Annotated in this window: 11 protein-coding genes; 2 read left to right on the plus strand and 9 right to left on the minus strand. The window is 57.7% G+C overall.

The window, feature by feature from the left end:
* Positions 1 to 83: 83 nt before the first annotated feature.
* From panD to thpR, 9 genes are all read right to left on the minus strand, one after another.
* Positions 84 to 464 (minus strand): aspartate 1-decarboxylase, encoded by a 381-nt coding sequence (panD, locus tag HZZ01_RS12445; RefSeq protein WP_090964354.1) that lies wholly within the window; start codon positions 462 to 464, stop codon positions 84 to 86.
* A gap of 47 nt (positions 465 to 511) precedes the next feature.
* On the minus strand, positions 512 to 1366 hold the full coding sequence (panC, locus tag HZZ01_RS12450) for a pantoate--beta-alanine ligase (RefSeq protein WP_179897728.1): 855 nt from the start codon (positions 1364 to 1366) through the stop codon (positions 512 to 514).
* A 15-nt stretch (positions 1367 to 1381) separates the two neighbouring features.
* A complete protein-coding gene (gene panB / locus HZZ01_RS12455) occupies positions 1382 to 2176 on the minus strand; it encodes a 3-methyl-2-oxobutanoate hydroxymethyltransferase (RefSeq protein WP_179897731.1) in 795 nt (264 codons plus the stop codon).
* An 83-nt stretch (positions 2177 to 2259) separates the two neighbouring features.
* Positions 2260 to 2745 (minus strand): 2-amino-4-hydroxy-6-hydroxymethyldihydropteridine diphosphokinase, encoded by a 486-nt coding sequence (folK, locus tag HZZ01_RS12460; protein WP_179897733.1) that lies wholly within the window; start codon positions 2743 to 2745, stop codon positions 2260 to 2262.
* Complete coding sequence (gene pcnB, locus HZZ01_RS12465) at positions 2742 to 4160, minus strand: polynucleotide adenylyltransferase PcnB (protein ID WP_370463469.1); 1419 nt, start codon at positions 4158 to 4160, stop codon at positions 2742 to 2744. The genes folK and pcnB overlap by 4 nt, the downstream gene beginning before the upstream one ends.
* An 86-nt stretch (positions 4161 to 4246) precedes the next feature.
* Complete coding sequence (gene gluQRS, locus HZZ01_RS12470) at positions 4247 to 5125, minus strand: tRNA glutamyl-Q(34) synthetase GluQRS (protein ID WP_179897737.1); 879 nt, start codon at positions 5123 to 5125, stop codon at positions 4247 to 4249.
* Positions 5126 to 5198: 73 nt separating this feature from the next.
* Complete coding sequence (gene dksA, locus HZZ01_RS12475; protein ID WP_008925615.1) at positions 5199 to 5654, minus strand: RNA polymerase-binding protein DksA; 456 nt, start codon at positions 5652 to 5654, stop codon at positions 5199 to 5201.
* 247 nt (positions 5655 to 5901) lie between these two features.
* Positions 5902 to 6606 (minus strand): DNA/RNA nuclease SfsA, encoded by a 705-nt coding sequence (sfsA, locus tag HZZ01_RS12480; protein ID WP_179897739.1) that lies wholly within the window; start codon positions 6604 to 6606, stop codon positions 5902 to 5904.
* Positions 6584 to 7141 (minus strand): RNA 2',3'-cyclic phosphodiesterase, encoded by a 558-nt coding sequence (gene thpR / locus HZZ01_RS12485; protein WP_179897741.1) that lies wholly within the window; start codon positions 7139 to 7141, stop codon positions 6584 to 6586. Before thpR ends, sfsA begins: the two co-directional genes overlap by 23 nt.
* Positions 7142 to 7171: 30 nt before the next feature.
* Between thpR and hrpB the strand changes: the two genes are divergently transcribed.
* Both hrpB and mrcB read left to right on the plus strand, forming a co-directional pair.
* Positions 7172 to 9655, plus strand: a complete 2484-nt coding sequence (hrpB, locus tag HZZ01_RS12490; RefSeq protein ID WP_179897743.1) for an ATP-dependent helicase HrpB — start codon at positions 7172 to 7174, stop codon at positions 9653 to 9655.
* 98 nt (positions 9656 to 9753) lie between these two features.
* Positions 9754 to 12285: a bifunctional glycosyl transferase/transpeptidase gene (gene mrcB, locus HZZ01_RS12495; protein WP_179897745.1), complete on the plus strand. Its 2532-nt coding sequence runs from the start codon at positions 9754 to 9756 to the stop codon at positions 12283 to 12285.
* The last annotated feature ends 194 nt before the right edge of the window (positions 12286 to 12479 follow it).

Consider the following 12479-nt stretch of genomic DNA (forward strand, 5'->3'; position numbering starts at 1 on the left):
GCAACCAAACCGGTTGAGTTATCAGAAAAGAAAAGGGCCAGCCATTTTACGGGCGGCCCTTTTTTTGTCAGGGGAACGATTAATCAGGCGATCTGTACTGGCAGTGCTTTCGCCAGACGCTTCATCTGGTTGTCACCTTCAAAATAGGCGACTTTAGGCTGCCACTGACGCGCTTCGGCATCCTCAACCTGCACATAGGAGCAGATAATTAATATATCGCCCTCGCAGGCGCAGCGGGCTGCTGCACCGTTGACCGAAATGATTTTCGAGCCGCGCTCAGCCGCGATAGCGTAGGTGGAAAAGCGCTGACCGTTGGTGACGTTATAAATATCAATAGCTTCATATTGCAGAATGCCGGATGCATCCAGGAAATCCTGATCGATAGCGCAGGAACCTTCATAATTGAGGTCCGCCTGCGTCACTTTGACGCGGTGCAATTTGCCTTGCAGAACAGTGCGAATCATAGCCAGAAACCTTGTCAGAGAAAGAAAATAACCTTCAGCAGAAGGCGTTACAGCGTCAGGTCAACAGTTTGATTATCAATCAGGCGAGCTTTGCCCAGCCAGGCAGCCATCAGCACCACCGCGCGCTGGCTGTCTACCGTCAGCGGCTGCAGCGTTTCCGCATCACAAATCGCCAGGCCATCAGGACGCAATCCCCTCGCCAGCAATGCCTCGCTGGCGGTCTCAATGATCTCGTCAATCTGACGCTCGCCGTTCTCAAGCCGTGTCGCCATCTGATTCATCACCTGGCTCAGCACAGGTGCCAGCTTACGCTCATCTGCTGTCAGGTAGCCGTTGCGAGAACTCAGCGCCAGGCCATCTTTAGCCCGCACGGTTGGCACGCCAATAATTTCAATGTCGAAGCCCATATCGGCCACCATCTTACGAATGATAGCCAGCTGCTGAAAATCCTTTTCACCGAAACAGGCAATATCGGGCTGCACCAGATTAAACAGTTTGCTGACGATGGTCGCCACGCCACGAAAATGGCCTGGACGCGTCGCACCTTCCAGCAGGCAAGAGAGCACCGGCACCTCAACAAAGGTCTGATTCTGTGCGCCCTGCGGATAAACTTCAGCCGGTGAGGGCGCAAAAACCACATCCACCTGGTGGCGGTTCAGCTTTTCACAATCCTCCTGCAGCGTTCGCGGATAGCGCGCTAAATCATCGGCGCGATCGAACTGCATCGGATTGACAAAGATCGAGACAATGACGATGTCGCCGCGCGCCCGGGCTTCATCAACCAGTGTCAGATGGCCTTCATGCAGGTTGCCCATGGTAGGCACCAGCGCAATGCGTTTGCCCTGCAGGCGCCAGCGACGGACTTCCTGGCGCAGCATCAGCAGCGTTTCAATGATCAACACGGTGACTCTCCTGAATTACTGGAAACTGTGCTCTGCCGCCGGGTAGGTTCCGGCCTCGACTTCGGCGATATAGTGGCGAATCGCCGCGCGAACATCGCCGGTCTCCGCCAGGAAATTTTTGGCAAATTTGGGAATGTGGCCACCGGTCACACCCAGCGCGTCATGCATCACCAGAATCTGACCATCGGTGACGTTACCGGCTCCGATGCCAATTACCGGGATGGTAAGCGCGTCGGTAATCTGCTGCGCCACCGACACCGGCACACACTCCAGCACCATTAGCTGTGCGCCGGCGGCTTCCAGCGCCAGCGCATCGGCCAGAAGCTGTTCGGCTCCGGCTTCATCACGGCCCTGCACTTTATAGCCACCAAAGATATTCACCGACTGCGGCGTCAGGCCAAGATGGCCACACACCGGCACGGCACGCTCGGTCAGCATCTGCACAGTCTCAGTCAGCCAGCTACCGCCTTCAAGTTTCACCATGTTGGCACCGGCACGCATCAACTGCGCTGCACTCTCAAAGGCCTGCTTTGGCGTGGCATAACTCATAAACGGCAGGTCGGCAAGCAGCAGAGCCTGTGGCGCGCCACGGCGCACGGCGGCAGTGTGATAGGCAATGTCGCTGACCGTGACCGGCAGCGTGGAATCATGCCCCTGCACCGTCATTCCTAAAGAATCGCCAACAAGCAGCACCTGAATGCCTTCATCGGCAAACAGACGGGCAAAACTGAAATCATAGGCGGTCAGCGTCGCGAATTTTTTACCGCTGGCTTTCGCCTGACGCAGATGTGAAATCGTGGTGGGTTTCATGGCGCTCTCAACTCAGGAATTCTGATGGGCGCAGTTTACTGGATAGCGTGAGAGAGCGGAATCAGAGAGTTGCGTTTGTCTGATCAGCCGTGCCACAGCTCGATGCTGCTGCTGTCGAGAGTGGCAAGAAGGGGACTGAGTGCACGGCCATCCGGCAGGCAGGCGTCCGGCGCAATGGCCAGCAGCGGCACCAGCATAAAGGCGCGGTTCAGCAGATCATAATGCGGCACAATCAGCCGCTCCGTGTTGATCACCGTCTCGCCAAACAGCATCACATCAATATCCAGCGTGCGGGGTCCCCAGCGTTCGGCCTTGCGCACCCGGCCATGCTCCCGCTCAATCCGCTGGGTATGATCAAGCAGCGCTTCCGGGCTGAGATCGGTTTCCAGCGCTACGGCGGCATTGAGAAAGTCGGGCTGATCTGGCGGACCATAAGGCGGCGTGCGGTAGAACGGAGAGGTATTGATGCGTTGCGTCTGCGGCAACGCATCCAGTGCGGTCAGCGCTGCATCAATCTGATGCAGCGGATCGGCAAGGTTACTGCCTAATGCGAGGTAAACCCGTGTCATGAGGCGTTTTGATTGTCACGACGCGGCGCGGAAGGACGGCGGCGAGGGCGACGCGATTTACTGCGTGGCACCGGATCGTCGCCCAGGTTATTCAGCATGTTTTTCTGATGCGGCGGCGCAGCCACCTGGAATTCACCCCACCACTGGCTCAGGCGCAGGAGCTCAGGGTTATTTTCAACTTCCGCCCGTAATGCCAGCAGATCGTAAGCGGCGCGGAATTTTGGATGCTCCATCAGTTTCCAGGCGCGTTTGCCATGACGGCGCGACATGCGTAACTGCAGCAGCCAGATATCGCGGATCAGCGAAGTAATACGTTTCGGAATCGCCAGCGCACGGCAGGCCTCATCCAGCGTATCATTCATCGCCATCGCAAAGGCTTCGAAGTAAGTCAGGCCACTTTCCTGTGCAATGCGTTCGGCCGTTTCAAGCTGCGGATACCAGAACATCGCAGCAAACAGGAATGCCGGGTTAACGCGCATGTCATTGTGAATGCGGTTATCGGTGTTTTTCAGCACCTGAGCGAGCATCCGCTCCATATGGCTGTCACTGTTTTCCGTGAAGTTGCGCGCCAGCGTCGGGAACAGTGGCTGGAACAGTTGATATTCACACAGCTTCAGATAGGTGCTGTAACCGTAGCCGGCCTGCAACATTTTCAGCGACTCTTCAAACAGGCGCGCAGGCGGAATATCACGCAGCAGCGAAGCCAGACGCGGAATCGGCTCGGCGGTTTCCAGCGCAATGCTCATATTGAGCTTGGCGGCAAAACGCGCGACGCGCAGCATGCGGACCGGATCTTCGCGATAGCGGGTTTCCGGATCGCCAATCAGGCGAATAATACCCTGTTCGAGATCGCTGATACCGCCGACATAGTCGCGTACGCTGAAATCAGCCACGCTGTAGTAGAGGCTGTTAATGGTGAGATCTCGACGCTGGGCATCGTCTTCAATAGAGCCGAAGATGTTGTCGCGCAGCAGCATGCCGCTCTGGGCGCGCTGCGAACTGTTGCGATCCTCTTCCGGCTCTTCCGCCTGATGATGTCCACGGAAGGTCGCGACTTCGATCACTTCCGGACCAAACATCACGTGTGCCAGACGGAAACGACGACCAACCAGGCGACAGTTGCGGAACAGCTTACGCATCTGCTCTGGCGTGGCATTGGTGGTCACGTCGAAATCTTTGGGTTTTTGCCCCAGTAGCAAATCGCGCACGCCACCGCCTACCAGATAGGCTTCATAACCGGCTTTATTCAGGCGATAGAGCACTTTGAGGGCATTTTCGCTGATGTCTTTACGTGAGATGTTGTGGCTTTCACGAGGGATGATGGCCATCAGACGTTCTGGTTCAACCTCTGCTGGGGCTTCCTCTTCATCACGCTTCAGGACTTTTCGGCAAAAATTAGCTACTCGGGTAAAAATGGGACACCTCGACAGTGGCAATTAGGGTGTAGGTAAAATCAGCGGCTAATCATAGCCTGTTGAGAACCGTTTGAGAATGCTGTTGTCTATGCATCCGGTTTCAGGGCGTTCTGTTGCGGCATCAAAGCGATATTCCACTGCGCTACCGCATCAGACAGCAGTTTGTCCTGCGTTAAGTCCTGCCAGCCGCCTGAAACAGGCTGTCCGAGGAAGCGTAATGCCGCCACCAGCAGCGGTCTGGCATCGCCATCCGGCAGCGAAGGTGCATGATTCTGCTTCGATAACTTATTGCCATCGTGGTTGAGTGCCAGCGGCAGATGTAGCCAGGCGGGCACCGGCCAGTCAAACTGCTGATAGAGCGCAATCTGTCGCACCGTCGGCTCAATCAAATCTGCGCCGCGAACCACTTCGGTAATGCCCTGAAAATGATCATCAACCACCACCGCCAGGTTATAGGCAAACAGGCCATCACGGCGGTGAATAATAAAATCTTCCTGCGCCAGTCGCCTGTCTGCCTCCACGCGACCCCGTAATCGGTCGTTAAACGCAAAGACCGGTGCATGCTGGCGTAAACGCAGCGCGGCATTCTCTGATCCGCATTGCCGTTCACGACAGTAACCATCATAGAAACCGCCAATCTCCTGAATGCGACGGCGGGGGCAGGTGCAGAAATAGCTCTGACGATGCTGCTGCAGCCAGGTCAGCGCCTCACGGTAGGCTTCATGGCGTTGTGACTGCCACAGCACTTCACCATCCCACGTTAAGCCATAGTGCTCCAGCTGGTGCAGGATGCGGCTGGCAGCACCTGGCACTTCCCGTGGCGGATCGATATCTTCAATTCTCACTCGCCAGACGCCGTTTTGCGCGCGTGCGCTCAGGTAACTGCCCAGGGCAGCAATCAGCGAGCCAAAATGGAGTTCACCAGAGGGAGAAGGGGCGAAGCGACCGATACAGGAGGATGACATAGGATTCAGAAGTGACCACGCAGCGGACAGTACAGCTGTTGTTCCGCTGCGTGGTAACAGACCGGACACGGCATTAGCCGGCCATTTGCTTCTCACGAATTTCTGCTAACGTCTTACAGTCGATGCAGAGATCGGCAGTAGGACGGGCTTCGAGACGGCGAATACCAATCTCAACGCCACAGGAATCGCAATAACCGAAGTCGTCATCTTCAACTTTCTTCAGCGTTTTTTCGATCTTTTTAATCAGTTTACGTTCGCGATCGCGGTTACGCAGTTCCAGGCTGAATTCCTCTTCCTGCGCGGCACGGTCAACCGGGTCCGGGAAGTTAGCGGCTTCATCCTGCATGTGCGATACGGTACGATCGACTTCGTCCCGCAATTGATTACGCCAGGCTTCCAGAATCTTACGAAAATGGGTCAGCTGCGCGTCGTTCATATACTCTTCGCCAGGTTTAACCTGATAAGGTTCAACACCGGCAATAGCGAGAATACTCAGGGACGATGTTTTACGGTTTTGACCTTCTTGCATGCTGCTTCTCCTGGATAACACGCACTATACCCTCTGACTTTCGTCTCGCAGGGGCGTTGCTGCCATCCTGCATTTGACGTCTGCGGGGTACATCGATCCCCCATTGGGGAAAAAAACAGGCCGCTATAAATAACAGAAGCAGTCAGGGTTGGCAATTCTTCATGAACACACCTTGACAAGCCTGTGAGGAACAGCGTAATCAGCCCTTAGCTCAGAACATTCTTAACACATAAAATTGCAAAAGATATTACAAGGTTACGTTGATCGGCGATTTAAGAAACATACCCTCTGCCGATAAGTCTGCCTGATACGCTAAAATCTCTACGCCTTCCTTCTGCGCCTGAGCCAGTTGTTCTGCATACGCCGCATCAATGTGACGTGCCGGGGAAACGTCCTCAATCCCCGAGTGCAAAACGGCAAACAACAAAACGGCCCGATGACCCTCTGCCGCAACTGTTGCCAGTTCACGCAGGTGCTTCTGTCCTCGAATCGTCACCGCATCCGGAAAATAACCTTTTCCTTCATGTAAAAGGGTTACGGATTTCACCTCAATATAGCAGTTGGGTTGTAGATCTGCCTTGAGCAGGAAATCAATTCTGCTTTTTTCACTGCCATATTTCACTTCCGCCTGACGATGGGAATATCCCGCCAGCGTGGGCAGCCTGTTTTGATCCAGCGCTTCAGCCACCAGTTGGTTAGCGCGCAGGGTATTCACGCAGATCCAGTGGCCCTGCTGCGTTTCAGTCAGCTCCCAGCTGTGAGGGTACTTGCGCGTAAGGCTGTCGGACGTGGAATACCAGACCCGATCGCCCGGCGTAGCACAGCCCGTCATGGCGCCGGTGTTGGCGCAGTGGATCGTCAGAACCTCACCGTCCGGCGTCATAACATCAGCAAGGAAACGTTTGTAACGACTGATCAGGCGGGCAGGTTTAAGAGGAGGAGAGAAGTGCATGCGGATCCTGAGACGTTAACGGCCAGCTGGCCAGAGCGCGGTAGCGGGTGCGGCCCCGGGCATATTCAGAGGTAAACAGGGAAAAAGCAGAGACGCGAAAACGCCAGTGAAAGCCGCGTGGCGGTAATACAACCGGCTGCATGGCCTGGCGTAACAGCGTGATGTGCGGATGAAACGGCTGGGGGCTCTGGTAACAGCCATGCCGGGCGGCCTGCGCACGTAGCAGGCTGGCGAGCTGCAGCAGCCCGCGTGGCGCACGCTGGCAGCCGAGCCAGACCACGCCTGGGCGTGGCCAGTGACCGGCATCATCCAGATCGAGATCAAAGCCGGGTTGTTCAATGCGGCTGGCCAGCGTCTGCAGGCGTTGTGAGGTTTCCGGAGCGACCTCACCCAGAAACGCCAGCGTCAGATGCAGATTCGCTGCGACCACCGGCTGGCCCGCTTCGGCGGGAAAGGTGTCGGCCCGCCAGCGCACCAGCTGCTGCTGCACCTCGCCAGGCAGGCTGATGGCAAAAAATAAGCGTTGTGTCGCCATGGCGCTCTCCGGCAAATATCACGTGCTACAATGCGCGCCATCTTAGCACAGGCAGAAGCGGAGTTTGCTGTGAGCGATTTACCGGTCAGCGCGGTGCTGCCTGACATCCTGGCGGCGCTGCGTGACGCCTCTCAAGTCCTGCTGGCCGCCCCCACCGGCGCGGGCAAATCGACCTGGCTGCCGTTGCAGTTGTTACAGCAGGCGTCTCTGCCGGGACGGATCATCATGCTGGAGCCACGTCGTCTGGCAGCGCGTAATGTGGCGCAGCGGCTGGCGGAACAGCTCGGGGAACAGCCGGGAGCTACGGTAGGATTCCGGATGCGTGGCGAAAGCTGCGTCGGGCCTCAGACCCGGCTGGAAGTGGTTACTGAAGGGATGCTCACGCGCATGCTTCAGCATGACCCGATGCTGGAGGGCGTGTCGCTGGTAATCCTCGATGAGTTTCACGAGCGCAGCCTGCAGGCCGATCTGGCGCTGGCGCTGCTGCTTGATGTGCAGCAGGGGCTGCGCGACGACCTTAAAATCATGCTGATGTCCGCCACGCTGGATAATGCCCGGCTGGCGGCGCTACTGCCGGACGCGCCACTCATTGTCTCAGAAGGGCGCAGCTATCCGGTTGAGCGACGTTACGCGTCGCTGAATCAGAACGTGCGCTTTGAAGAGGCGGTTGCGCGTGAAGTCGCTCAACTGCTGCGCGACGAAAACGGCTCACTTCTGCTGTTTCTGCCGGGCGTGGCGGAGATCGAGCGGGTGAAACGTGAGCTGGAATCACGCATCAGCGACGACGTGGATCTGACGCCGCTCTACGGCGCACTGCCGCTGACGGCACAGCGCCAGGCGATTCTGCCCGCCGCCGCCGGACGGCGCAAAGTGGTGCTGGCGACTAACATTGCTGAGACCAGCCTGACTATTGAGGGGATTCGGCTGGTGGTCGACAGTGCGCTGGAGCGCAGCGCACTGTTTGACGCACGCAGCGGCGTGACGCGGCTGCAGACCCAGCGAATCAGTCAGGCATCGATGATTCAGCGCGCCGGTCGCGCTGGGCGATTGATGCCGGGAATCTGTCTGCATCTCTTGCCGCAGGAGCAGGCATCACGCGCGGCGGCGCAGAGCGAAGCGGAAATTGTGAACAGCGATCTTTCGTCGCTGTGGCTGGATCTGCTGCAGTGGGGCTGTACCCAGCCGCAACAGCTACAGTGGCTGGATCTGCCACCTGCCAGAAGTCTGGATGCGGCACAACAGCAACTGAGCCGTCTGGGTGCGCTGGACAGCAATGGCCTGCTAAACGCGCTGGGACGGCGCATGGCGCAGCTGGGCTGCGATCCCCGACTGGCTGCTATGCTCTGTGCCGCAGGCGAGGAGCCGGATGCGGTCGCCAGCGCCGCACTACTGGTCGCGATTCTGGAAGATCCCCCGCGCAGTGGCAGTGCCGATTTGCGGGATGCGCTGCATCGGCCGCAGTCACACTGGCAGCGGCGTGCGCAGCAGTGGCAACAGCGGCTTAAAATCCGTGGCGGGCGCGTTGATGAAGATCGTTTCGCCTACTTGCTGGCGGTGGGCTTTGGCGATCGGCTGGCACGGCGACGCGATCAGAGTGGTCGTTATCAGCTGGCCAACGGGCTGGGTGCCAGACTGGATGAGCAGGATGGCCTGACGCGCAATGAATGGCTGATTGCACCCGCCCTGTTGCAGGGCAGTGCCGCGCCGGATGCCCGGATGTTACTGGCGCTACCGGTCGACATTGAGACGCTGTGCCAGCAGCAACCCGCACTGATCGAGCGCCGGACCGAAGTCGAGTGGGACGAAGAGAAGGGCACGTTGCGCGCGTTCAGACGTGAGCAGATTGGCGCGCTGATACTGAAGACCCAGCCGATGGCGCGCCCGGAACCGGACGTGCTGCATGCGGCCATGCTGCGCTGGATTGCCGACAAAGGTCTGTCGGTGCTGGGCTGGACGCCGGACGCCGAACAGCTACGCCTGCGCATCCAGTGTGCGGCGCAGTGGTTGCCGGAAGAGAGCTGGCCCGCCATGGACGATGAGAGTCTGCTTGAGAGCCTGCCGCAGTGGCTGTTGCCCCAGATGTCCACGGTGCGCGATCTCCGCAGCCTGCAGGCGGTAAACCTGACCACGGCACTCTTACATTTACTCACATGGTCACAACGTCAGCGGCTGGATACTGTGCTGCCAACTCATTACACTGTGCCGACCGGAAGCCGGCTGCCGATTCGCTATGATGCGGACAAGCCGCCCGCGCTGGCGGTCAGGATTCAGGAGATGTTTGGTGAGGCGACTAATCCCACCGTGGCGGAAGGACGTATTCCGCTGGTGCTGGAGCTGTTATCACCCGCCCAGCGCCCGTTGCAGATCACCCGCGATCTGGCGGCGTTCTGGCGCGGTGCCTGGCCGGAAGTCAGGAAAGAGATGAAGGGACGTTATCCTAAATATCCCTGGCCAGAGGATCCGGCCAACGCCTTGCCAACAAGGCGAACCAAAAAAATGCCCCCGCAGGGTTGAGTCCGCTGGATCGAATTCAGAGGGTTCTGCCATGCGGCACGCGAGAAAGCAGTTAGAGTAGCGGCGCTGCCGTAAGCACTGCCTGGAGAAGAAAAGTAATGTCTGGGAACGATCGCGAACCAATAGGGCGCAAAGGTAAACCGTTGCCGCCGCGCAGCAGTGCGGGCCGGGGACGACGCAGGGATATCGAACAGGATATCGATCAGGACGATTTTAATGATGACGAGGAGGAAGCGCCGGTGCCACGTAAAGGTAAAGGTGGAAAACCGCCGCGCGGCAAACGCCGTTGGCTGGGATGGTTAATTAAACTGTTCCTGGTGTTTGTGGTGGTCATGGTCGCATGGGGCATCTACCTCGACTCGGAAATTCGCAGCCGTATTGACGGTAAAGTGTGGCAACTGCCCGCCACCGTCTATGGCCGCATGGTCAGCCTGGAACCGGGCATGGCCTACAACAAAAGTGAAATGGTAGCGCTGCTGGAAGGAACTCAGTATCGCGAAGTCTCACGAATTACCCGCCCTGGCGAGTTTTCGGTGAAGGGCAACACCATCGATCTGCTGCGTCGCCCGTTTGATTTCCCCGACAGTAAAGAGGGGCAGATCCACGCGCGCATGAGTTTCACGAAAGATGAGCTGAGCGAGATTAAAAACCTCGAAACCGGCCGTGATTTTGGCTTTTTCCGCCTCGATCCGCGCCTGATCACTATGCTGCAGTCGCCAAATGGTGAACAGCGTCTCTTCGTGCCACGCGCTGGTTTCCCGGATCTGCTGGTCGATACGCTGATTGCCACCGAAGATCGCCATTTCTATGAGCATGATGGCATCAGCCCGTATTCCATTGGTCGCGCCTTCCTGGCGAATATTACGGCCGGGAAAGCGGTGCAGGGCGGCAGTACGCTGACGCAACAGCTGGTGAAGAACCTGTTCCTCACCAACGAGCGCTCGCTGTGGCGTAAAGCGCGTGAAGCCTATATGGCTGTGATCATGGATGCGCGCTATAGCAAAGATCGTATCCTGGAGCTCTACCTGAATGAGGTCTATCTCGGTCAGGCAGGTAGCGATCAGATTCGCGGTTTCCCGCTGGCGAGCCTCTACTATTTTGGCCGCCCGGTTGATGAGCTCAGCCTCGATCAGCAGGCGATGCTGGTCGGTATGGTGAAAGGCGCGTCGCTCTATAACCCGTGGCGCAACCCGAAACTGGCGCTGGAACGACGCAACCTGGTGCTGCGCCTGTTGCAGCAGCAGAAAGTGATCGACCAGGAGCTGTATGACATGCTGTCGGCGCGTCCACTGGGCGTGCAGCCTAAAGGCGGAGTCATCACGCCGCAGCCTGCCTTTATGCAGATGGTGCGTAACGAGCTTCAGGCGAAACTGGGCGACAAGATAAAAGATCTCTCCGGCGTGAAGATCTTCACCACGCTGGATCCGGTGTCGCAGGATGCGGCCGAAAAAGCGGTAGTTGATGGCATTCCGACGCTGAAAAAACAGCGTGGCCTGAAAGATCTGGAAACCGCGATGGTGGTCGTTGACCGTTTCAGCGGTGAAGTCCGTGCTATGGTCGGCGGTGCCGATCCGCAGTACGCCGGTTACAACCGCGCGCTGCAGGCGCGGCGATCTATCGGTTCACTGGCGAAACCGGCGACCTACCTTACCGCGCTGAGCCAGCCAAACAGCTACCGCCTGAACAGCTGGATCGCGGATGAGCCTATTGCACTGAAGCAGCCCAACGGCAGCATCTGGAAACCGATGAATGACGACCGTCGCTTCAGTGGAAAAGTGATGCTGGTGGATGCGCTGACCAACTCCATGAACGTGCCGACGGTTAACCTTGGTATGACGCTGGGGCTGGATGCGGTGGTCGATACCTGGAGTAAGCTGGGTGTGCCGAAAGAGCAGCTTCATCCGGTTCCGGCGATGCTGCTGGGTGCCATGAACCTGACGCCGGTTGAAGTGGCGCAGGCGTTCCAGTCGATCGCCAGCGGCGGTAACCGCGCATCATTGTCTGCGGTGCGTTCGGTGATTGCAGAAGATGGCAGTGTGCTCTATCAGAGCTATCCGCAGGCAGAGCGTGTTGAACCGGCGCAGGCGGCTTATCTGACGCTTTACACCATGCAGCAGGTGGCTGATCACGGTACCGCCCGTGCGCTGGGCGCGCGCTTCCCGAAGGCGCATCTGGCCGGTAAAACCGGTACCACCAACGACCTGGTAGACAGCTGGTTTGCCGGTATTGATGGCAAAGAAGTGGCGATTACCTGGGTGGGACGCGATAACAACCAGCCGACCAAACTCTATGGGGCCAGTGGTGCGATGCAACTCTACCGCCGCTATCTGGACATCCAGGCGCCAATGCCGTTGCAGCTGACGCCACCGGAAGATGTGTCGATGATGAATGTGGATTCGGCCGGTAACTTTGTCTGTGGAACGGGCAGCAGCACCTGGCGTTCTCTGCCGGTATGGGCGCTGGATCCGAACGCGCTGTGTCAGCAACAGCAGCAGCAGGTTCAGCAGCAGCAACAGCTGTTCGATCAGCAACAACAGCAACAGCAGCCGCAACAACCGGCCCAGCAACCGCAGGAGCAGAAAGACAGCGACGGCGTAGCAGGCTGGATTAAAGATATGTTTGGTAAATAGATCAGTCAGACAGGCTAAAAGGGCGCTTCGGCGCCCTTTTTTTGTTTCTGATCAATACGCGTTAATCGCCCTGCAAACGGCGTCACTACTGGGATTTCTTCTTGCAGTGCCCGCTGAAGTTCGCATATTATCTAATCCGTTATAATAATCATTATCGTTTCGATTCGCTCTCCTGAGCCTTTTTAAGAGACACC

It is taken from the genome of Pantoea sp. WMus005, from assembly GCF_013415305.1.
GTDB lineage: Bacteria > Pseudomonadota > Gammaproteobacteria > Enterobacterales > Enterobacteriaceae > Pantoea > Pantoea rara.

Excerpts from the sequence above, each read along its gene's own strand:
- hrpB (WP_179897743.1), top strand. The coding sequence starts at position 7,172 with ATGCGCGCCATCTTAGCACAGGCAGAAGCGGAGTTTGCTGTGAGCGAT.
- thpR (WP_179897741.1), bottom strand. The coding sequence starts at position 7,141 with ATGGCGACACAACGCTTATTTTTTGCCATCAGCCTGCCTGGCGAGGTG.
- folK (WP_179897733.1), bottom strand. The coding sequence starts at position 2,745 with ATGACACGGGTTTACCTCGCATTAGGCAGTAACCTTGCCGATCCGCTG.
- dksA (WP_008925615.1), bottom strand. The coding sequence starts at position 5,654 with ATGCAAGAAGGTCAAAACCGTAAAACATCGTCCCTGAGTATTCTCGCT.
- panB (WP_179897731.1), bottom strand. The coding sequence starts at position 2,176 with ATGAAACCCACCACGATTTCACATCTGCGTCAGGCGAAAGCCAGCGGT.
- sfsA (WP_179897739.1), bottom strand. The coding sequence starts at position 6,606 with ATGCACTTCTCTCCTCCTCTTAAACCTGCCCGCCTGATCAGTCGTTAC.
- panD (WP_090964354.1), bottom strand. The coding sequence starts at position 464 with ATGATTCGCACTGTTCTGCAAGGCAAATTGCACCGCGTCAAAGTGACG.
- mrcB (WP_179897745.1), top strand. The coding sequence starts at position 9,754 with ATGTCTGGGAACGATCGCGAACCAATAGGGCGCAAAGGTAAACCGTTG.
- gluQRS (WP_179897737.1), bottom strand. The coding sequence starts at position 5,125 with ATGTCATCCTCCTGTATCGGTCGCTTCGCCCCTTCTCCCTCTGGTGAA.